We start from the raw sequence: 19970 nt of genomic DNA, 5'->3' as shown, positions 1-19970 counted from the left end.
AACCGACACCTTCCACGCCATGACCGGCGCACTGCTCACCGGCCCGGCAACAGCCGCGGCCGACACCATCCATGCACTGCTCACCGGTCTCGTGGCCGGCTACGGCATCGCGATCCCGGTCGGCGCCGTCGCGACGTACCTGGTCGCGCTCACCGCCCGCACGTCCCTCAAAACCGGCCTCGCCGCCGCCTTCGGGGTCGCCACAGCCGACGGCCTCTACGCCCTGGCTGCCGTGCTCGGCGGGGCAGCCATCGCGGACGTCGTCACGCCGGTCGCCGGGCCGTTGCGGCTGGTCTCGGCCGCGGTCCTGGTCGTGCTGGCCGTCCGCGGTGCCGTCCAGGCCCTGCGTTCCCGCCGCGCCACCACCGCCCGGCCCGTGACGCCGCTGCCGCCCGGCCGCGCCTACCTCAGCCTGCTCGGCATCACGCTCGTCAACCCCGCCACGGTCGTCTACTTCACCGCGCTGGTCGTCGGCGACCGGCCCGCCGGCAACCAGGCCGTGTTCGTGCTGGCCGCGTTCGCCGCCTCGGCCAGCTGGCAGGCGCTGCTGGCCGGCGGCGGCGCCCTGCTCGGGCGGCTGCTGACCGGGCCGCGGGGCCGGCTGGTCACCGCGCTCGTGTCGAGCGCGGTGACCAGCGCGCTGGCCGTCCGCCTCGTCCTGGCCTAACCGCAGGTCAGGGTCGGCAGCGCCCAGTCGGCGTGGTCCTGTCCGTTGCCGTCGCCGCCGTCGGTCACGATCAGGTCCAGGACCTGGGCTCCGGTGACGTCGACGTCGATCGGCACCGCCGCCTGCCCGCCGCGGACCACCGGGGTCGTGACGCGGGTGGTGCCGTCGGCCGCGACGCTGAAGGCCACGCTGCCGCCGGTGCCCGTTTCGCCGTCGACGCCCACCGACGCCGTCAGCCGCGTGCAGGTCCCCGCCAGATAGACCTGGACGTCGCTTGCCGCGTGGACTCCGAGGCCCTTCGCGTACGCCACGCCGCCGATGGTCATCGGCTTGCCGTCGCCCGCGCTCGCCTCGCCGTTGCTCGTGTCGCGCTCGACCGGGCCCCAGCCGTTGGTCGCGGTCAGGAACGGCAGCGTGCTCACCGCCACCTGCCCGGACGGCGGCGCCGGGGGCACCGCGCCGACGATCCGTTCCCCGGTCACCGACCCCGCGCGGCCCAGCTGCCGGTACGCCACCGCCACCTTCAGCGCTGCCGTGTCCACTGTGGAGGGTGGGGTCACGGTCCACGAGAACGTCGCGGACTTCCCGCCGTCGATGCGGGCGGCCGACGGCGGCGACGCGGCACCCACCGTCCACCCGGCCGGGGCCGTCAGCACCGGCTTGACGTCGAACGCGGGCGGCGCGCCCGCCGGGACCTGCACGGTCGCCGTCGCGGTGAACTGCTGCCCGGCCGCCGCCGTGTCCGGCGCGGTCAGCGTCACCCCCGCCGTCGGGGACGGCGGCATCGCGTACCGCACGGGGTCGTAGCCGGGCGAGACGTTCTGCCGGACGGTCAGCGGCGACCGGTAGCTGCCGTAGTTCGTCCACGCGATGCTGCCGAGACCGCCGGTGCTGCCGTCGAGGTTCCACACCGCGACGGCGATCGTGTTGCGGCCGTTGGGGTTCAGGATCCCGTTCGGGACCGGGAAGCTGTGCTGCGGCCCGAGGTAGTTGACGTACTGGCCGAGCTGCCAGCCGTTGACGAAGATCAGCGCGCGGTACTGCCGCGCCGGGTCGTCGGTGATCGTCAGCCCGAGCGAGGTGTCCTGGCCGCGCGGCAGATCCAGGTCCGCGGTGGTCCGGTACCACGAGACGCCGGGGGTGGTGTCCTTCGACGGCAGCGTCGCCGTCGTCCAGCGCCCGTCCGGGAAGCCGGGCAGCGACCAGCCCGCGCGCTCGCCGTACAGGCCACCGGTGTTGAGCGGGCCGCGGACCGGGTCGAGACCGGTCTCGCCGCCGCGGACACCCTGCAGCCGCCAGGTGACCGACGTCAGCGGCGCCCCGGTCAGCCGGGCGGCGGTCAGCCCCCGCGCGGCCTTGTTGCCGTTGGCGGCGCCGTAGTCCTCCTCGTGGCCCATGTTCACCGTCAGCACGGAAATCTCGTTGTCTCCCTGCCGCAACGCGCCCGCGGGGAAGGGGAACGTGTGCTGCGGATCCTTCGAGCTGCCGAGGAAGACGCCGTTGAGCCACGCCGAGAACGCGCCGGCCGGGCCGCCGCTCTGGCTCGCCAGCGTGATGCCGGTCTGCTTGCCGTCGCCGGTGAAGTGCCCGCGGTACCAGGTGTTGCCGGTGTGGAAACCGTAGTCGTCGGCGAAGAGCACGGGCTTCGTGCCGAGCGCGGTCGAGCTGTTGGTGGTTTCCTTGTCCGCCACCGGCCACGCCGAGTCGTCGAAGCCCGGCTGGCTCTCCGGCGACTCCTGCTGGTGCTTCCAGCCGGTCAGCGCGGGCAGCGTCACCGGCTTCGCCGCCGGTGCCGTGCCGGTGAGGCTCCCGCTCGGCGTCGGCTGCACCGGCACGGGCAAACCGTTCCACAGCACGGAGTTCGCCGTGCCGAAGACCTCGAACGCGCCGTCGGTGCCCGTGTCGCCGGTCAGCGCGAGGATGCCGTACTGCGTGCTCGCGGTGCGCACGAGGTGGGTGCCGCGGACCAGCACCGGGCCGGCCGCGGTGTCGTGGCGCCAGAACGTCGCCGCGGTCGCCTTGTCCGCGAGCAGCAGGAGCAGCGGCCGCGCGCCGGGGGCGGTGACGAGCACCCGCGTCAGGCCGTCGTGGGTGTAGTTCAGCCGCAGGTCGCCGCGGGCGGCGTCCCAAGTGGACGTCGCGGCGCCGCCGAGGACCTGGACGGACGGCTGCTGCCCGAACCGCAGGACGGTCTCCCCCGGGCCGCCGTGGTCGCCGTAGAGCACCGCGACGTCCCGGTTCCCGATGGCCGCGGTCGTCATGATCTCCGACGTCGAGTACTGCATCCGGGTCGCGCCGAGGTCGTAGCCGGCGACGAGGATCTTGGACTGGCGCCCGTTCAGCGTGATGCCGGTGCCGGGCTGCTGCGGCACGGCCGGGTAGTAGTCGCCGCCGCCGGACAGCAGGTCGACCGCGTCGACCACGACGAACGGCCCGGTGGCCTTGGCGTTCTTCTGCCCGGTGACGACGATCTTCAGCGTGTGCGCCCCGGCGGGCAGGTCGCGCACGGCGTAGCCGGTGACCTGGTTCTGCTTGCCCGCCGCGTAGAGGTCTACCGTGTCCACTTTGGACCCGTCGAGGTAGACGTCGGCGATGCCGTGGCTCGGGTCCTTCGAGGTCACCCACCGGATTCCGGTGCCGGTGAAGGGAATGCTCACGCTGTCGCCGGTCACCTGCGAGAACGACTCGGTGTGCTGGTAGTCGCCGCCGGTGTAGTTCACCTCCGGCCCGACGTGGCTCCAGGTGCCGGTGTAGCCGACCTCGGCGGCGCGGTCGTCGTAGGTGTACCCGGCGTGCGCGGCGAGGTCGAGCGCGATGCTGGTGGTGTCGACGGCGGTCGACGTCGAGTCACTGTGCCGCAGGGTGTGGAACTGCGTGCGGGTGTCGGGGTTGATCCGCGCGGTGTCGGTCAGCGCCGGATCGGTGAGCGGCGCCCCGGCGAGCCCGTCGGTCTTGGTCAGCGGGGCGACGGACTGGGTGAAGTACCCGATCAGCTTGTCCTCGTTGTACTTCGGGTCGAACTGCCGGGCTTCGGTGATCGCCGCGCCGTAGTCGTAGGAGGTGTAGTTCTGCGGGATCGCGCTCCAGCCCCAGGACGTGCCACCGTGCAGCATGTAGAAGCTCTGGCCGGTCGCGCCGACCGCGATGTTCTGCTTGTAGAAGACGTTCGCGAACTGGTCGTTGATCAGCTGCGCGCACTTCTCGTAGCCCGGGCCGCCCCACGGGTCGAACGCGCCGCCCTGGAACTCGGCGGTGATCAGCGGCTTGCCGGGGACGTGGTCGTAGCTGATGTCCGGGACGCCGTTCCACTTGGCGGGGTTCGAGCAGTCGAAGCCCTGCGGGTAGGAGTCGGCGGCGTCGACGTCGAGCGCGGCGTCGCCGGAGTTGAAGGTGCCGTTGTTGTTGCCGACCAGCGGGACGGTGATGCCGTCGGCGCGGGCCTTGTCCTCCAGGTGCTGCATGTACGCGCGGCCGTCGGCCTTGCCGTTGTAGTACTCGTTTTCCACCTGGTAGGCCAGGACGCTGCCGGTGCCGTTGGTCAGCTGGTGCCGCGCGATGATCCGGTCGATCTGCGTCTGCCACTCGTCGGAGTACTTCAGGTAGACCGGGTCGGCGCTGCGGGTGTGCCCGGGCGTGGTGGACAGCCAGGTCGGGAAGCCACCGCCGTCGACCTCGGCGTTGATGTACGGCCCGGGCCGCGCGATGACGTACAGCCCGGCCTGCTGCGCCATGTCGAGTAGCAGGTCCAGGTCGCGGACGCCGGTGAAGTCGTACACGCCCTGCCGCGGCGAGTGGTAGCCCCAGTCGAAGTAGAGCGACGTCGCGTTGAAGCCCGCCGCCTTCATCTTCTGGAAGATGTCGAGCCACAGGCTGGGGCTGGGCAGCCGGTAGGAGTGGAACTCGCCGGACCACAGGTAGGTCCGGTTCCCGTCGACGAGGAAGGAGTAGCCGTCGTAGGTGACGGTGTGCCCGGTCTTGGCAGGGGCCGCCTCGGCCCGCGGGCCGGAGACTCCGGCCAGGGCGAAGACGAGGGCCAGCAGGGCGGACGACAGAGCGCGGATGCGACGGCGCATACGGGCCTCCTGAGCGGCGGGGACCACAATCGAACATGAACCCTTGCCGACCACACAGAAGTCGTCAAGATACAACACCGGGATGGATCAGCGCCAAGGTCTTGTTAGCGTTAACACCCTTGCCGGAAAAGGACTTTTGGGATGTCCGCCCGGCGCGTGGGATCAGCGCGAACCGGTGCTCTCCCGCACCACCAGCTCCGCGGGCACCAGGTGCCGCGCCCCCGCGTCGCCGCCCGCCATCCGCTCCTCGAGCAGGCCGAACGTCCGCCGCCCGACCTCGATGAAGTCCTGGCGCACCGTCGTCAGCGGCGGGGTGAAGTACGCCGCCTCGGGGACGTCGTCGAAGCCCGCCACGTGGACGTCCTCCGGGACCCGGATGCCCGCCTCGGTGAACGCCCGCAGCAGGCCCAGCGCCATCTGGTCGTTGGCGGAGAAGACCGCCTTGAGCCCGCGCTTGCCCACCAGCGCCCGGCCCGCTTCGTAGCCCGACCGCGGGCTCCAGTCGCCGCGCACCACCGCCGGCACCCGCAGGCCCCGGGCCTCCAGGGTTTCCCGCCAGCCGCGTTCGCGGTCGCGGGCCTCCAGCCAGTCCTCCGGCCCGGCGACGTGCCAGACCGTCCGGTGCCCCTGCGCGAGCAGGTGCTCGGTGGCCAGGCGGGCGCCGTCGTACTGGTCGACCGAGATCACCGGCACCGGCGCCGACTCGCCGCCGCCGACGGCCACCAGCGGGATGTCCGGGGGCGCCGCGTCGAGGGCCCGCCCGGCCGTCACGTGCGGGGCGATCACGACGATCCCCTCGACGGCCTGGCGCCGCAGGCTCTCCACCGCGTCGCCGATCGACGTCCGCCCCGGCCGGGTCACGCTGCAGATCGCAATGCCGTAGCCGGCCTCCCGCGCCGCGTTCTCGATGCCGTACAGCGTGCTCGCCGGCCCGTAGAGGTTCGACTCCAGCGCGACCACGCCGAGCGTGCCGGACCGGCCGGTGACCAGCGCCCGCGCGGCGGTGTTCGGCCGGTACCCGAGCTTCTGCACGGCGGCGAGGACCCGTTCGCGGGTCTCCGGCCGCACCGGGCCGCTCTCGTTGACCACCCGCGACACCGTCATGTGCGACACCCCGGCCATGCCGGCGACGTCGGCCAAGCTGGGCTGCCGCGGCGGCGGCGCCACCGTCCGCGTCTGTTCGCCCGCCTTCGCCCGGTCCACCACCCTGGCCCCCTCCGGTTCGTACCGTGTCACCACCCCCGTGACGGTACCGCCGAACCGGCACACCCTGGACGTCCCGCGCCGGGTCACGACGATCCGAGCGGAACGGAGAGCGCTTTCACGACCGCCGCGACCCGCTCGGCCGCCGTGGCCCGGCCCAGTTCGGCGGGTTGCGCGGTGAGGACGACCACGATGTACCGGTCGTCGGCCAGCACTCCGGCGGCGTGCAAGTTTCGCGCCGGGGTGCAGCACGAAGCCCCTTCCATGACCGACTCGGGGCGGGCCCCTTCGGCCAGGAGGGAGCGGTAGCCGCGGGCCAGGTCGGCGGCGGTGACCACGGTGTCCTCCCAGCGCCGGGGGTCGGCGGGCGGGTGGGTCCCCGTCAGGCCGAGCCGCGCGGCCCAGCCGGTGACGATCGCGGGCCCACCCAGCCGCACCCACCACCGGCCGGTGACGGCGTCGTCGCCCGCCAGCAGCTCCGCGACCTCGTCCGACGGCACTCCCCGCTTCCGCGCTTCCAGCGCGATGAGCAGCTTGACCAGCGACGCGGCGGGATAGGCGGCGTCCGGACGGTACGAGACGACGTCCCGGCGGGTGCGCCGGTCGTGGACGAGCACACTGAGCCGCCCCGGCACCAGGGCGGCCAGCTCGGCGTCGCCGGGCACCGACGGCGGGGCCGAAGTCGCGGTCGTGGCCACGACCGTCGACACCGGAGGTGTGGCGGTGGACACAGTGGACTCCGGCGGCCGGACCGCCGCGGCAACGGTGAGGGTCGCCGTCACGGCCGCCGCGCACGTCACGGCCACCAGCATCGCGTTTCGCCTGTGCATACCTCCTGTTGCCTGGAGGCGGCAAAGGTGTTCGGTTCAGGCCGGGCCGAGGCGCACGCAGCAGAAGCCGGGGTGCGGGTCCAGCCGCGCGCACAGCCGCTGCTCCCCCACGCCGTCGAGCATCCCCTCGACCAGGCCGAGGTTCATCTCGCAGACCAGCCGCGTGTGCGTGCGGGCCAGCTGCTGGAACGGGCAGTTGCCCAGCAGGACCTCGCCGTCCGCGGCGCGCGGCTCGAACCCGTGTTCCTCCAGCGCGGCGACGATGTCCGGGGCGCCCGCGGCCAGTTCGGCGCCGTGCTCGCGGGCCCGGCGGCCGAGGATCTCGCGGGGTGAGCCGCCGGTCTCGTCGGCTTCCTCCACCGCCGTGGCCAGCAGCTCGCCTGCCAGCTCGTACTGGCGCTCCGGCAGCGAGACGCTGACCTGGCGGTCCGACCGGCGGTACAGCTTCGCCGGGCGGCCCGCCCCGGGCCCGGTGCGGCCGGTGCGGCGTTCGTGGCCGACCGTCAGCAGCCGTTCGCCCACCAGCCGGTCGAGGTGGAAGGCGACCGTCGCGCGGGGCACGCCGAGTGCCGCGGCGGCCTCGTCGCGGGTCACCGGCTCGGGGCTGCGGACGACGTACTCGTACAACCGGCGCCGGGTCGGCTCGTCCAGCGCCGCGACCGCGGCCAGCGCACCGGCCTGGGTTTCGTGCATCACGGCATTCTAAAACAAACAGCTGTTGACGAAAACCCCTGCCGACTTCTAAAGTCAGCCCGACTTTGTTTTAGAAGGAGGCAGAGCCCGTGACCGTCGAACCCGTACCGCTGCGGCACCTCGGTGTCGTCCACGATCGCGACGACATCGACCTGCACGCGGCGGAGAGCGCGGTGGCCGACCTGCTGCGCGCGCTGGGCAAGGACCCGTCGTCGGAGCACCTGGGCGACACGCCGCGGCGCGTGGCGCACGCGTACGCGGAAATGCTGCGGCCGCGCGACTTCCAGCTGACGACGTTCCCCAACGACGAGGGCTACGACGAGCTCGTGCTGGCCAAGAGCATCCCGGTGCAGTCGCTGTGCGAGCACCACCTGCTGCCCTTCCGCGGCGTCGCGCACGTGGGCTACCTCCCCGGCGAGCGCATCCTCGGCCTGTCGAAGCTCGCCCGCGTCGTCGAGATGTTCGCGCGCGACCTGCAGGTGCAGGAGCGGCTGACCAAGCAGGTCGCCGACTGGCTGCAGGAGCGCCTGGCCCCGAAGGGCGTCGGCGTCGTGATCGAAGCCGAGCACCTGTGCATGTCGCTGCGCGGGGTGCGGGCGGCAGGCGCGCTCACCGTCACGTCGTCGCTGCACGGCCTGCTGCGTGAGGAACCCAAGACGCGCCAGGAGTTCTTCGCACTGACCGGGGTGGTCGCATGACCGGGACGTACGTCGTCGTCGGCGCCGGGCTGGCCGGTGCCAAGGCCGTGGAAATGCTGCGGGCGGAAGGCTTCACCGGGCGGGTGGTCCTGATCGGCGCCGAGCCGGACCTGCCGTACGAGCGGCCGCCGCTGTCGAAGGGCTACCTGCTCGGGCAGGACGACCGGGCGTCGGTGTTCGTCCACGACGAGAAGTGGTACGCCGAGCAGGACATCGAGGTGCGGACCGGGCAGCGTGTCACGGCGCTGGACCGGGCCGCCCACGAAGTCGAGCTGGACGGCGGGGAGCGCCTCGGCTACACGAAACTGCTGCTGGCGACGGGATCCTCCCCGCGGCGGCTGCGGGTGCCGGGCAACGACCTCGACGGCGTCCACTACCTACGCCGGCTGTCCCACGCCGACCGGCTGCGCGAGGCGCTGGCCGCCGGCGGCCGCGTCGTCGTGGCGGGCGCGGGCTGGATCGGCCTGGAAACCGCGGCGGCGGCCCGGCATTACGGCTGCGAGGTGACGGTCGTCGAGCCGAGTCCGTCCCCGCTGCACGCGGCGCTCGGGCCGGAGGTGGGCGAGTACTTCGCGAAGCTGCACCGCGGCCACGGCGTGGACCTGCGGCTCGGCGTCGGCGTGACGGGTTTCGCCGGCGACAAGGAAGTGACGGCGGTGCGGACGGACGCGGGCGAGATCCCGGCCGACGTGGTGATCGTCGGCATCGGCGCCCGCCCCGAGACGCAGCTGGCGGCCGACGCGGGCCTGGCGGTCGACGACGGCATCTGCGTCGACGCGGGCCTGCGCACCGAAGACCCGGACATCTTCGCGGTGGGCGACGTCGCGAGCGTGTGGCACGAGCGCTACGAGCGCCGCATCCGCGTGGAGCACTGGGCGGCGGCGACGAACGGCGGCCCGGCGGCGGCGCGGGCGATGCTGGGGCAGGAGGTCGTCCACGACGAGCTGCCGTACTTCTTCTCCGACCAGTACGACGCGGGCATGGAGTTCACGGGCTGGTTCCCGCCGGGCGGCTACGACCGCGTGGTGACCCGCGGCGAGCCGGACGCGTTCCACGCGTTCTGGCTGAGCGGCGGCCGGGTGGTGGCGGGCCTGCACGTCAACCGCTGGGACGAGGGCCTCGACGCGGTCCGGCAGCTGATCCTCAGTGGACAGACCGTGGACCCGGACCGGCTCGCCGACCCGTCCCGCCCTCTGGACGCAACGGCCTGAGCCCCGGCTTCCGGCCTGTCCCGAGCGCCCCGATGTGGCGTTGAGTGCGCTAGTGAACACAGCGGCGCGAAGCGCCTCCGTTGAGGGCGGTGGTGGGGGCATGGGAGGAGCACCCAAGGCCGCATTGGGGCGTTTCGGCCGCGGCGCGCTCCAGCGACTCCCAGCCCACCCGGCAGATGCCCCGGCTCGGCCCGGTGACCGTGCCCGCCGCCGGTCCGCGGTCGTGAGTGGTAATTCGCGTTAGAACCCTAATTACCACTCACGACAAGCCGCGGCAGACCACCCAGCGCGTCAGTCCTCGCGCCGGTGTCGTCCGCGGCGGACTCCGGCCAGGGCGCGGGTGCGGGTCGCCAGGTCTCCGCGGCGGGCGCGGCGGGCGTAGTCCAGCAACGCCTCCGCCTGGTCGGCCGGGAGCCAGCCGCGGTCGGCCGCCGCTTCCAGTCTCAGCAGGTGGGTTACCAGCTCGCGGGAGTCCGCGTCGTGCTCGCCTGCCCTCTCCGCGAACCTGCGGGCCGCTTCCGCCTCGCCGTCGCACCATGCCGTCATGGCCAGGAGCGTGGCCGTCGCGGTCAGGATGTCGCCGCGGTGGATGCCTCCCTCGGCCGCCAGGTGCTCCGCCAGCTGGAAGCTGCGCGTGCCCTCTCCGCCCGGGCCTTCCCGACGCACCGACTGCGCCAGTTCCCGGATCTGCCGCGTGACGTAGTCCTCCGCCATGTCGTCCCCCTCTGCCGTGCCGCCGTCACCCGACAGGTGTACTCCATGGGCGTCCGGATACGTCCAACGACCCATGCGTTTCGTCCGATCGGTCCCGGATTCAGCCCGATCGGCCGGGCCCGGCGCGCCGCTGGGACATGTACACCGCCGCCGACGTGCGCCGCTCCACCCCGAGTTTGTGCAGCACCGAGGACACGTAGTTCTTCACCGTCTTCTCCGCGAGGAACAGCCGCTCGGCGATCTGGCGGTTGGTCAGCCCCTCCGCGACCAGGTCCAGTACCCGCCGCTCCTGCGGGCTCAGCTGCTCGTACCGCGGGTCCGGTGCCGCGACGTCCTCGCCGCGCAGCTTGTTCATCACCGACGCCGTGAGCGTGACGTCCAGCAGCGAGCCGCCGCGGGCCACCGTGCGGACCGCCTCGACCAGCGACCGGCCGGACACCTGCTTGAGCATGTAGCCGGCCGCGCCCGCCATGATCGCGCCGAACAGCGCGTCGTCGTCCGAATAGGACGTCAGCATCAGGCACGCGGGCGGCGGTTCCACAGTGGACCGGATGTCGCGGCAGACCTCGACGCCCTGCCCGTCGGGCAGCCGCACGTCGAGGATCGCCACGTCCGGGCGGGCCTGCGGAATCCGGACCAGCGCCTCGGCCGCCGTCGCCGCCTCGCCGACCACTTCGATGTCCGGCTCGGGCTCGAAGACCGTCTTCAGGCCGGTCCGGACCAGCTCGTGGTCGTCCAGCAGGAACACCGAGATCGTCATCGCCTGCCCCCCTGCTCGCCGGTCCGCACCGGCAGCTCCGCCGTCCATTCCAGCCGCGAGCCGCCCCCGCCGCCGTCCGCCAGCACGCAGTGCCCGCCCCACCGTGCCGCCCGCGCGGTCAGGTTGGCGAGCCCGCTGATCCGGCCCGCCTCCCGCGGCGGGCCTGCCCCGTCGTCGCGCACCACCAGCGTCAGCCGCCGGCCCAACCCGTCGACGGTGACCTCGACCGACGACGACTTCGCCGACGCGTGGCGCGCGACGTTCGTCAGCGCTTCCCGCAGCGACGCGATCAGGTCCGAGCGGACGGCGTCCGGCACGGCGGCGTCGAGCGGCCCGTCGAACCCGACGCGGGGCTCGAAGCCGAGCGCCTCGCGCGCGTCCACGGCCACCCGCAGCAGCTCCGCGCGGAGGCTGCCCTGTGCCTGTGCGGGCGCCTGCAGCGAGAAGATGCTGTTGCGGATTTCGCGGATCGTGCCGTCGAGGTCCTGGGCGAACCCGGCCACGCGCGCGGCGACCACCGGGTCGGCGATGAGCCTGCTGACGCCCTCCAGCCCGAGCCCGGTCGCGAACAGCCGCTGGATCACCAGGTCGTGCAGGTCGCGGGCGATCCGGTCGCGGTCTTCGAACACCGCCAGCTGCTGGCGCGCCTCCTGCGCGCGGGAGAACTCGACGGCCAGCGCCGCGTGCCCGGCGAAGGTCTCGGCCAGCTGGACGTCGGATTCGGTGAACGGCGACTTGTCGCGGAACTTCGCGACCACCAGCACCCCGAGGGTCTCCTCGCCGACGATCAGCGGCACCGAGATCGCCGAGTCGAGGTCCTTGATCATCGCCGGCATCGAGCCGGCGCGGTCACGCTGCTGCTTCTGCACGTGCGCGCCGTAGTCGCGCACCACGACCGGGCGGCGGGTGGTGAACGCCATCCCGGTGGCCGTGCCCTCGGCGGGCACGGTCAGCCCGGTCAGGCGGTCGGCGTCCTCCCCCGGCGGCTCGACGACCTCGAACACCAGCCGGCCGGGCCCGTCGGGCCGGGCGATCGCCCCCGCGGTCCCGCCGGCGACGACGCGGGCGCGTTCGGCGACCAGCCGCAGCGTGTCCCGCAGGTCCTGGGCGCCCAGCAGCGCGCCGGTGACGTCGTAGGACGCCTCCAGCCAGCGCTCACGGCGGCGCATCTGGTCGACGAGCAGGGCCTTTTCCACGGCCATCCCGGTCGCCGCGGCGAGCGCGCCCAGCACTTCCCGCCGCCGGCGGCCGAACTCCCCGTCGTCCCCGGGCTCGACTTCGAGCGTGCCGAACGTGCGGGTTCCCGCGCGGACCGGCAGCTCCAGCACGGCCGCGCCGGGACGGCCCCGGCCGTGCTCGGCGACACCGCCTTCGGGCACCTCCAGCCGGGCGCGCCGGGCGCCGAGCAGCTCGCAGGTCGCCGTGACGGCACGCTCCAGCAGGGCAGGAAGTTCCAGCTCGCGTGCGATGCCGCCCACCGCCGCGAGGATCGCCGGCATGCTGATTTCGTCCGCCACTTCCCGTCGACCCCGCTGGCTCCGCCGAGTTCCCGGGCCTGCCCCGGGCCGTCAAGGGTCCCACACGGCACTGCCCGTGTCGGCCCAATCCGGTTCGTCCATCCGGTGGGTCGATGCGCGCAGCCAGTTCGTTACTGCGTGTGGCAGGCGATCCGGTGGCCGGTGATGGTCTCGGCGGGAATGCGCAGGAACCGCAGCCCCGCACGGGCCGGGCACGAGCAGGCGATCTCGGCGACGTCGACGGCGGCGGACTCGGTGGCTCGCCCGAGCAGGCTGACGTACCAGCCGCCGCCGAGGCCGGCTTCGAACTCGTCGGCCTCGAACGCGACGACGGCGTCGTGCGCGCCCGCGTACAGGGCGCTCTCGGACGGCACGGCGAACACCACGGCGTCGCCGACGACGGCGAAGCGCACCGGGCGCACGGCGGGCATGGCGCGGTGCGTGAAGATCACCCGGCCGAGTGTCGCCGTCCGCAGCAGGGCAAGGCACTGCGGCCGGTCCAGCTGCAGCTCGAAGCCCACGTCGTCCACCATCGCGCCCCTGTGTCTCTTCCGTGAATTCCCCCGGACGATCAGGGTGATCGGCGGGGCGCGGGGCCCGATAGGGCCGTTCGGCCCGGCCCCGGCCGCGCGGCCCGGGCAGGCACACGGCGGACCGGCGCACCAGGGCCGGAAGACCCCGGTTGTCATGGCCGCCCGGCACGTGTGGTGGCCACGCGGCGTGACCTAACGTCGTGACAGTCCGTGAGCTGTTCGCGAAAAGGGGTGAGGCCGACATGCCGCCGCCGCACTCCACCGCAGGCAAAACCGCCGCGTCGTTCACCCTCGACCCGGCGCTCGTCCGGTCCGCGGTGCAGGGCGACCGCGCGGCGGTCGCCGAGGTGCTGCACACGCTGCGGCCGGTGGTGTTCCGCTACTGCCTCGGGCGGCTGCGCACCTGGCAGGACGGTTCGTCCGACGCGGAGGACTGCGCGCAGGAGGTGCTGCTGGCCATCGTCCGCGCCCTGCCCGGCTACCACCTCGAAGCGGACGGGTTCGTGGCGTTCGTCTTCGGCATCGCCGCCCACAAGGTGTCCGACTTCCACCGCCGCCGCGCCCGCGACCGCACGAGCCCGATGGCGGAGCTGCCCGCCGAGCGCTCGTCCGGCACCGACCCGACCGGCGAGGAGGCGGAGCGCTCGGCCGCGCTGGGCCGGTCGGCGGGCCTGCTCGACCGGCTCCCGCCGCGCCAGCGCGAAATCCTGGTCCTGCGGATCGTCCTCGGCCTGTCGGCGGAGGAGACGGCGACGGCGGTCGGCCTCGGCAGCGCGGGCGCGGTCCGCGTCGCCCAGCACCGGGCACTGGCCACCCTGCGGCGCTCCCTGGAGGCGCAGCCGAACTCGCTACGGTAGTTCCTCGTTGACCTTCTCCAGGCGGCGGCCGGTGGTGCGCGGGCCGAGCAGGGCGACGTCGAGCGCGACCACCACCAGCGCGCCCGCCACCACCAGGAACAGGGCCGTCGGGCCGTGGGCGTTCAGCAGCGGCACCAGCACGAACGGCATCGCGCCGCTGGCCAGGCGCGACAGCGAATACGTGCCGCTCGCCGCCGTCGAGCGCAGCGCCGTCGGGAAGATCTCCGCCTGGTAGATGTGGAACGCGTTGGAGAACAGGTTGCTCGTCGCCGTGTAGAGGAAGCCGAACACCAGGATCAGCGTCATCGAGCCCGCCAGGCCGAACGCGATGCCGAACGCCGCCATCGCCAGCACCGAGCCGATCACCAGGTGCTTGCGCTCGACCCGTTCCACGATCGGCAGCGACAGCGCCGAGCCGACCGGGTAGCCGAGGTAGGTCAGCGCGGCGAACAGCAGCGACTGCGAAACCGCGTACCCCTTGGCCGCCAGCACCAGCGGCACGAGCGTGCCGAAGCCGTAGTAGCCGAGGGTCTGCAGGAGGTGGAAGACCACCATCATCGACGTCCGCCGGCGCAGTGCGGGGGTGAACAGGTCGCGCACCGGCGCCACCGCCCGCCGCCGGGTCGTCCCGCGGGGCGGCGCGGACGCCGTGACGGTGCTCCCGCGTGCCTCGGCCTCCATCCCGGCCACCAGGTACGCGGCCTCGTCCGTGCGGCCGACGGACTCCAGCCACCGCGGCGACTCCGGCAGGCCGCGCCGCAGCAGGAACACCGCGGCCCCGCCGAGTGCGCCGAGCACGAACAGCCAGCGCCAGCCCGGGATGCCGAGGATCTCGTGCCCGGTCAGCCCGCGGGCGAGGAAGCCGACCACCGGGAACCCGAAGAAGGCCAGCGTGTACGCCCACGCGATGAAGCGGCCGCGCCGGCGGGCGGGCAGCAGGTCGGTGAGGTAGGTGTCGGCCAGCGGCGGTTCCGCACCCAGGCCGATACCGGCGAAGAACCGCGTCACCAGCAGCATCACCGCGCTGCCGCTGAACGCGCCGAGCAGCGAGAAGAACGAGTAGAGCCCGAGGTTGAGCAGGAACGCGCCGCGGCGGCCGAACCGGTCGGCGAGCCGGCCCAGCAGCAGCGCGCCGACGAACATGCCGACGAACGTCGAGGCCAGCAGCGGCGGCAGCGCGGCCTTGCTCAGCTTGAACTCCTCGACCAGCACCGAGCTGAGCACGCCGGTGAGGAAGACCTCGTAGAAGTCGAAGAACAGGCCCAGCCCGACGGCGACGGTGGCCCGGCGGTGCGTGCGGGTGACGGGCAGCCGGTCGAGCCGGCCCGCGATCGTGCCGGTATCCGGCGCGGTGGCGTCGGGGACGTTCGCCATCCACGGTCTCCTTCGGCTTTGCGCATGCGGTCGGCCGATTTCAGGGTCGCGAACAATCCGCCTTTCGGCAAGCGGGCATTCCTCCCGCCGCACTCTGCTATACGGATGGCGGTTCGGATCGGTTCAAAGTTTTTTTCGCGGGGTCACCGCCGAAAAGAACTTCTTGCCCGGTGTGAAACAGCCGTGTAGCTTCCATAACGGAACGATAACCAGCCGGTTGACGGCGCGGCCGCGGGCAGGCGGCCGCGCACCCACTGATGTCGGGTCAGTGGACCAGCCCGCGAAATCGGTTCCGTGCCGACGCATTTCCTGACGGGAACGACCCTGCGCTCGTTCCCGCAGGCCCGACACCCGGAGGATTCCGCATGTCCCGCACCCAAGGACGGCACCGCCTTTCCCGCAGAACGAAGATCGCGACCGGCGGGCTCGCGCTCGCCATCGCGGTCGGCGGCATCGTCGTCGCGACCACCACCGGCAACACCGGCGAGGCCAGCGCCGACGAGGCCGACCCGGCGTTCTACATCGACATCCTGAAGGTCAAGCCGAACCAGTTCGACCCGCGGCCGGTCTCCGGCGCGGCGACGGGCACGTTCACCGTCGACTGCGGCCGCAACGAGAACGGCCACTTCAACCCGGACAACTTCATCGCCCAGCCCGGCGTCCGCAACGGCGCCCAGCACCTGCACGACTACGTCGGCAACCTCTCGGCCAACGCCGACTCGAACAACAAGAGCCTGCTGCGGTCGGGCACCACCTGCCGCAACGGGGACAAGTCCGCCTACTTCTGGCCGGTCGTGCGCATCGACACCGGCGAGAAGGAGAAGAACGAGCGGGCCAAGCTCCCGGACGGCGACCGCGCCCAGGCCGACCAGGAGGGCCGGAGCGTCCAGGTGGCCTGCCCGGACGTCGCCAGCAAGCTGCCGGACATCCCCGACCAGGCGATGGCCGAGGTGAACGCCAACCTCGACCAGCTCGACACCCAGGCCGACGAGGCCAACAAGCGCATCGCCGCAACGCAGGGCCAGGGCGGCCCGAACTTCGTCCAGAACGCGATCCTCGGCCCGCTCAAGGACAGGCGCGCGGCGATCATCGACCGGATCGCCATCGCGATCGGCCGGTTCGCGCCGAAGCCGCAGGGCCTCGGCGGCCTCGCGCCGTGCGCGACGAAGCCGGGCAAGGACACCGGCGCCCCCACGCCCCCGCCGAGCAGCACCGCCGGCGGCGCACTGCCCGGCCAGGACGAGAACAACGAGCTGCCCGGCAACGACGGCGCGATCCAGCGGCCGCAGCGGGTCCAGATCACCTTCCGCGGCAGCCCGGTCGGCAAGGTCGTCGCGATGCCGCGGTTCCTGCGCGTGCTCTACGGCGACGCGAAGGTCTCGACCAACGGGCCCGCCAACGCCCGCGCGAGCTGGACGTGCACCGGCTTCGAGAACCGCGTCACCGAGAAGTACCCGATCTGTCCCGAAGGCAGCAAGGTCAAGCGCATCCACACGTTCCCGAGCTGCTGGGACGGGAAGAACACCGACAGCGCCAACCACCGCACGCACATCGTGTACCCGGACCGGTTCGGCCGCTGCGCGGCCGGCTTCAAGGCGGTGCCGCAGCTGCAGATCTCGCTGACGTACGACATCCCGCACGACGTCCAGGTGAAGAAGCAGTACAAAGTGGACGCTTTCCCGCAGGAGAAGCACAACCCGTTCTCCGACCACGACGACTTCGCCAACGTGATGTCGCAGCGGATCATGAACGGGCTGGTCAACTGCGTCAACCGCGGAAAGAACTGCCGAGCGTGACGTCTCCGGCCGGCGGCGCGGGTGCGCCGCCGGCCGGGTGCGGCAGGATGGCCCCATGGTGACCGGCGACGAGGTCCGCACCTTCGCGGCGACCCTCCCCCGCGCGTACGAGGCGATCGTGCGCGACCGGGTCAAGTTCCGCATCGGCCGGATCGTGTTCCTGGCACTGTCCCGCGACGAAACCCTGATGGGATTCGCGTTCCCTCGCGAGCAGCGCGAGGCGCTGGTGGCGGGCGAGCCGTCGAAGTTCCTGCTGCCGGAGCCGTCGGACCTGCGCTTCAACTGGGTCCGCTGCCGCCTGGCGGCGATCGAAGCCGACGAGATGCGCGAGCTGGTGGTGGAGGCGTGGCGGATGTGCGTGCCGAAGAAGGTGTGGACCGCCTACCTGGAGACACACTGAAGGTCTTCGGTCACCACGACGAGCCCGGCCACCACGGCGAACGCGGCCGTGGACGCCATCAGCAGCCAGGCTCGGCAGACCGCCGTCGTCGGCCCGCCACCCTGAGGAGGCCAAGGCCCTCGGGCACCCGCTGCGGCTGCGGGATCATGCGGTTGTGCCTGGTCGAGGAGCTGACGAACGCGAGGCGAAAGGTCTTGAATGCCCCATTCAGGACCTCCCACGACAGGAATGACTCATTCAGGACACCACGGACACGCGGACGGGCCCCTGTCCGAGGGAGGTGGACAGGGGCCCGGTCACGTCAATTACCTCAGTGGTTCACCTTGAACCACGGCTGCGCCCAGCCGAGGTAGGTCTGGCCCCAGGTGCTCTTGATCTCCGAGATCGTCGTCTCGGTGTAGGAGCCGCGGCCGTGGATGTCGTTCGACAGGAACTTGCCGCCGCCGATGGAGATCATCGTGTGGCCCGAACCGCCGTTGCTGAAGTACGCCAGGCCGCCCGCCGGGACCTGGTAGTCGCCCGGGTGCTTGAACGAGCCCGGGATCTGCGTCCAGTGGATGTAGGCCGTCTCCGAACCGCTCGCGCTGAACCCGTAGTTCTGGGCGTTGATGCGGTCGCAGTAGCGGTAGTAGCTCTCGATGTCGCTGGTGTGCACCCGGGTCTTCGCGTACGCGACGGCCTCCGCGCAGGTCTTCGGGTCGCCGGTGCCCGAGGTCGAGCAGGTCAGCGTCGAGCCGGAGCAGTCGGGCGCGACCCGGCCGTCGGAGCCGGTGTAGACGTAGGCGTCGCTGATGTAGCCGTCGCCGACCTTGTCCCAGATGTCGGTCGTGCCGTACTTGCCGTCCACGGTGGACCCGTTGGTCTGGCAGCTGATGGTCACCGCGGTGCCGTCGGCGATGCTGCCGACCGAGCTGGCGCTGGTGCTCGGGCTCGACCGCACGGTCAGCGCCGCACCCGAGTCGGTGTGCACGGTTCCGGTGGCCGCCATCGCCGGGCTCGCGCCGGCGACCGCGATCGCCGCGGCGACCCCGGCCACTCCGGCCACCCGCTTCACGATCCCCAAGTTCATTTCGTCCGTCCTCCAGTTTCGGTGGTGCCGACAGAATGGACGGGACGAGTACAAGCCGCGTACAAATTCGAGAAGAATTCCTGGAGATGCGGCAAACCGGACGAAACCCGCCTGACCAGGGGGTTTCGTCCGGTTTCACGCCAGGTATTCGGCCGCCGCGCGCAGGCTGACCCAGGAGCCGCCGAACGTGTCGATCCGCGGGCCGCCCTCGTCGGCCGGACCCGGCACGCCGGTCTCCACACGGATGTAGTCCACAGTGGACAACGCCGTGAGCAGCGCGCGCACCCCCGGATGACGATGTGCCTCGCGGGTGACCACGACGACGCTGCGGAACCCTTGTGCCGCTTCGAGAACCGCCTCGGCGTCCCCGGGGACCGCGGTCATCGTGCGGGTGCCCGGCACCAGCGCGGTCAGGTGCGCGCCGAGGCCCCACGGCATCGGCCCGGCCGCGATGGTCGGCTCCGTCTGGACGTCCACCACGAGCGGCGGGCCGTCCAGCCGCGGCTCGCCCCGGACACGCAGGGCCTGGCGCGCGGCCTCGAGCCCGAGCTTCCGGTCGACCGGGCCGGGGATCGCCGGCGCCGGGTCGGTGCCCAGCGCCGCCGTCCGCGCCGCCGCGTCCGCCAGCCGCTCCAGCGGCAGCTCCCCCGCCTCGACCGCGGCCACGATGGCCGCGACGCAGGCGTCCAGGTGCCCGGGTTCGAACGCCGCTCCGCCGAGGCACAGCGCGTCCGCGCCCGCGGCCAGTGCCCGCACGGCCGAGCGCCCGAGGCCGTCGTGGCGCCCGTACGCGCCGGACACCGCGCCCATCTCCAGCGCGTCGGTGATCACCGTGCCGGTGAACCCGAGTTCCCCGCGCAGGACGTCGGTGAGCGCGGTGCGGTTGAGCGTGGCCGGCTCGTCGCCCCACGCCGGGACGACCAGGTGGCCCGACATCACCGAGCGGACCCCGGCCGCGATCGCCGCGGCGAACGGGACCAGCTCGATCGCCCGCAGCTCTGCCAGTGATCGCGGCAGCACCGGCAGGGCCACGTGCGAGTCCTCGGTGGCCGCGCCGTGGCCCGGGAAGTGCTTCGCGCACGCCGCGACGCCGTACTTCTGCAGGCCGGTCACGTACGCCGCCACGTGCGGCGACGCCTGCGCCGGGTCCGAACCGAACGCGCGGACGCCGATGATCGGGTCCTCGGCCGCCAGGGTCAGGTCCGCGCACGGCGCCAGGTTCACCGTGACGCCGCACGCCGCCAGCCGCTCGCCGAGCGCGGCGGCGACCGCGGTGGTCAGCTCCGGGTCACCGGCCGCGCCGAGGGCGAGCGGGCCGGGCACGAACGACCCGGTGTTCACGTCGAGGCGGGTGACGTCGCCGCCCTCCTCGTCGATCCCGACGACGACGCCGTCGCGCTCGCCCCGCAGCTGCGCGGTCAGCGCGGCGACCTGCTCGTCGTCGACGACGTTGCGGCCGAACAGCACCACCCCGCCCAGTCCCTCGGCGACGCGGCGGCGCAGCCAGCCCGGCGCGGTCGTCCCGGCGAACCCGGGCAGCAGGACGGCTTCGGCGAGCTTCTCCGGAGAGGACAC

17 protein-coding genes are annotated in these 19970 nt (G+C 72.7%); 6 read left to right on the top strand and 11 right to left on the bottom strand.

Features of this window, described 5'->3' with window-relative positions; all coding sequences use genetic code 11:
• The first annotated feature begins 19 nt into the window (after nt 1-19).
• Nucleotides 20-667, top strand: coding sequence for a LysE family transporter (locus ABJI51_RS13475; protein WP_348950859.1), 648 nt, complete (start codon nt 20-22; stop codon nt 665-667).
• On the opposite strand, the gene ABJI51_RS13470 is transcribed toward ABJI51_RS13475, so the two are convergent.
• The 4 genes from ABJI51_RS13470 to ABJI51_RS13455 form a co-directional block, all read right to left on the bottom strand.
• Nucleotides 664-4740, bottom strand: a complete 4077-nt coding sequence (locus ABJI51_RS13470; protein ID WP_348950653.1) for a beta-galactosidase — start codon at nt 4738-4740, stop codon at nt 664-666. The genes ABJI51_RS13475 and ABJI51_RS13470 overlap by 4 nt on opposite strands.
• A 162-nt stretch (nt 4741-4902) precedes the next feature.
• Nucleotides 4903-5946 carry a LacI family DNA-binding transcriptional regulator gene (locus ABJI51_RS13465; protein ID WP_348950858.1) on the bottom strand — a complete coding sequence of 348 codons (1044 nt, stop codon included), beginning with the start codon at nt 5944-5946 and terminating at the stop codon, nt 4903-4905.
• Between the two features lie 83 nt (nt 5947-6029).
• Nucleotides 6030-6773, bottom strand: coding sequence for a serine hydrolase (locus tag ABJI51_RS13460; RefSeq protein ID WP_348950652.1), 744 nt, complete (start codon nt 6771-6773; stop codon nt 6030-6032).
• Between the two features lie 36 nt (nt 6774-6809).
• Nucleotides 6810-7466, bottom strand: coding sequence for a helix-turn-helix transcriptional regulator (locus tag ABJI51_RS13455; RefSeq protein ID WP_348950650.1), 657 nt, complete (start codon nt 7464-7466; stop codon nt 6810-6812).
• An 89-nt stretch (nt 7467-7555) separates the two neighbouring features.
• Between ABJI51_RS13455 and folE the strand changes: the two genes are divergently transcribed.
• Both folE and ABJI51_RS13445 read left to right on the top strand, forming a co-directional pair.
• Entirely contained in the window at nt 7556-8164 is a 609-nt protein-coding gene (gene folE, locus ABJI51_RS13450; RefSeq protein WP_348950648.1) for a GTP cyclohydrolase I FolE, read from the top strand.
• The gene (locus ABJI51_RS13445) at nt 8161-9375 is read left to right on the top strand and encodes an NAD(P)/FAD-dependent oxidoreductase (RefSeq protein WP_348950647.1); all 1215 of its coding nucleotides are present in this window, start codon (nt 8161-8163) and stop codon (nt 9373-9375) included. The genes folE and ABJI51_RS13445 overlap by 4 nt, the downstream gene beginning before the upstream one ends.
• A gap of 291 nt (nt 9376-9666) precedes the next feature.
• On the opposite strand, the gene ABJI51_RS13440 is transcribed toward ABJI51_RS13445, so the two are convergent.
• The 4 genes from ABJI51_RS13440 to ABJI51_RS13425 all read right to left on the bottom strand — a co-directional run bounded on the left by ABJI51_RS13440 (nt 9667) and on the right by ABJI51_RS13425 (nt 12899).
• On the bottom strand, nt 9667-10089 hold the full coding sequence (locus tag ABJI51_RS13440; protein ID WP_348950645.1) for a hypothetical protein: 423 nt from the start codon (nt 10087-10089) through the stop codon (nt 9667-9669).
• A gap of 100 nt (nt 10090-10189) precedes the next feature.
• The gene (locus ABJI51_RS13435) at nt 10190-10849 is read right to left on the bottom strand and encodes a response regulator (RefSeq protein ID WP_348950643.1); all 660 of its coding nucleotides are present in this window, start codon (nt 10847-10849) and stop codon (nt 10190-10192) included.
• Nucleotides 10846-12348, bottom strand: a complete 1503-nt coding sequence (locus ABJI51_RS13430) for a GAF domain-containing sensor histidine kinase (protein ID WP_348950856.1) — start codon at nt 12346-12348, stop codon at nt 10846-10848. Before ABJI51_RS13430 ends, ABJI51_RS13435 begins: the two co-directional genes overlap by 4 nt.
• Nucleotides 12349-12497: 149 nt before the next feature.
• The gene (locus ABJI51_RS13425; RefSeq protein ID WP_348950641.1) at nt 12498-12899 is read right to left on the bottom strand and encodes a pyridoxamine 5'-phosphate oxidase family protein; all 402 of its coding nucleotides are present in this window, start codon (nt 12897-12899) and stop codon (nt 12498-12500) included.
• Nucleotides 12900-13141: 242 nt separating this feature from the next.
• On the opposite strand from ABJI51_RS13425, the gene ABJI51_RS13420 reads away from it, so the two are divergent.
• Complete coding sequence (locus ABJI51_RS13420) at nt 13142-13756, top strand: sigma-70 family RNA polymerase sigma factor (RefSeq protein ID WP_348950854.1); 615 nt, start codon at nt 13142-13144, stop codon at nt 13754-13756.
• Here the strand turns inward: ABJI51_RS13420 and ABJI51_RS13415 are convergent.
• Complete coding sequence (locus ABJI51_RS13415; protein WP_348950639.1) at nt 13748-15130, bottom strand: MFS transporter; 1383 nt, start codon at nt 15128-15130, stop codon at nt 13748-13750. The two genes, ABJI51_RS13420 and ABJI51_RS13415, sit on opposite strands and share 9 nt — an antisense overlap.
• Before the next feature lie 365 nt (nt 15131-15495).
• Here ABJI51_RS13415 and ABJI51_RS13410 point away from each other — a divergent pair, with 365 nt between their 5' ends.
• Both ABJI51_RS13410 and ABJI51_RS13405 read left to right on the top strand, forming a co-directional pair.
• Nucleotides 15496-16926, top strand: coding sequence for a DUF1996 domain-containing protein (locus ABJI51_RS13410; protein WP_348950637.1), 1431 nt, complete (start codon nt 15496-15498; stop codon nt 16924-16926).
• Between the two features lie 55 nt (nt 16927-16981).
• Nucleotides 16982-17326 (top strand): MmcQ/YjbR family DNA-binding protein, encoded by a 345-nt coding sequence (locus ABJI51_RS13405; RefSeq protein ID WP_348950636.1) that lies wholly within the window; start codon nt 16982-16984, stop codon nt 17324-17326.
• A 310-nt stretch (nt 17327-17636) separates the two neighbouring features.
• Here ABJI51_RS13405 and ABJI51_RS13400 read toward each other — a convergent pair whose 3' ends face one another.
• Together ABJI51_RS13400 and ABJI51_RS13395 are read right to left on the bottom strand one after the other, a co-directional pair.
• On the bottom strand, nt 17637-18395 hold the full coding sequence (locus tag ABJI51_RS13400) for an SH3 domain-containing protein (protein WP_348950634.1): 759 nt from the start codon (nt 18393-18395) through the stop codon (nt 17637-17639).
• A gap of 135 nt (nt 18396-18530) precedes the next feature.
• Nucleotides 18531-19970: a glycoside hydrolase family 3 protein gene (locus ABJI51_RS13395; RefSeq protein ID WP_348950632.1), complete on the bottom strand. Its 1440-nt coding sequence runs from the start codon at nt 19968-19970 to the stop codon at nt 18531-18533.

Source organism: Amycolatopsis melonis, from assembly GCF_040064235.1.
Taxonomy (GTDB): Bacteria; Actinomycetota; Actinomycetes; order Mycobacteriales; family Pseudonocardiaceae; genus Amycolatopsis; species Amycolatopsis melonis.
The sequence above is the reverse complement of the archived record's forward strand: the minus strand, read 5'-3'. Positions and strand labels throughout refer to the sequence as shown.

Excerpts from the sequence above, each read along its gene's own strand:
- ABJI51_RS13475 (WP_348950859.1), top strand. The coding sequence starts at position 20 with ATGACCGGCGCACTGCTCACCGGCCCGGCAACAGCCGCGGCCGACACC.
- ABJI51_RS13470 (WP_348950653.1), bottom strand. The coding sequence starts at position 4,740 with ATGCGCCGTCGCATCCGCGCTCTGTCGTCCGCCCTGCTGGCCCTCGTC.
- ABJI51_RS13460 (WP_348950652.1), bottom strand. The coding sequence starts at position 6,773 with ATGCACAGGCGAAACGCGATGCTGGTGGCCGTGACGTGCGCGGCGGCC.
- ABJI51_RS13455 (WP_348950650.1), bottom strand. The coding sequence starts at position 7,466 with ATGCACGAAACCCAGGCCGGTGCGCTGGCCGCGGTCGCGGCGCTGGAC.
- ABJI51_RS13445 (WP_348950647.1), top strand. The coding sequence starts at position 8,161 with ATGACCGGGACGTACGTCGTCGTCGGCGCCGGGCTGGCCGGTGCCAAG.
- ABJI51_RS13440 (WP_348950645.1), bottom strand. The coding sequence starts at position 10,089 with ATGGCGGAGGACTACGTCACGCGGCAGATCCGGGAACTGGCGCAGTCG.
- ABJI51_RS13435 (WP_348950643.1), bottom strand. The coding sequence starts at position 10,849 with ATGACGATCTCGGTGTTCCTGCTGGACGACCACGAGCTGGTCCGGACC.
- ABJI51_RS13430 (WP_348950856.1), bottom strand. The coding sequence starts at position 12,348 with ATGCCGGCGATCCTCGCGGCGGTGGGCGGCATCGCACGCGAGCTGGAA.
- ABJI51_RS13425 (WP_348950641.1), bottom strand. The coding sequence starts at position 12,899 with ATGGTGGACGACGTGGGCTTCGAGCTGCAGCTGGACCGGCCGCAGTGC.
- ABJI51_RS13420 (WP_348950854.1), top strand. The coding sequence starts at position 13,142 with ATGCCGCCGCCGCACTCCACCGCAGGCAAAACCGCCGCGTCGTTCACC.
- ABJI51_RS13415 (WP_348950639.1), bottom strand. The coding sequence starts at position 15,130 with ATGGCGAACGTCCCCGACGCCACCGCGCCGGATACCGGCACGATCGCG.
- ABJI51_RS13410 (WP_348950637.1), top strand. The coding sequence starts at position 15,496 with ATGTCCCGCACCCAAGGACGGCACCGCCTTTCCCGCAGAACGAAGATC.
- ABJI51_RS13405 (WP_348950636.1), top strand. The coding sequence starts at position 16,982 with ATGGTGACCGGCGACGAGGTCCGCACCTTCGCGGCGACCCTCCCCCGC.
- ABJI51_RS13400 (WP_348950634.1), bottom strand. The coding sequence starts at position 18,395 with ATGAACTTGGGGATCGTGAAGCGGGTGGCCGGAGTGGCCGGGGTCGCC.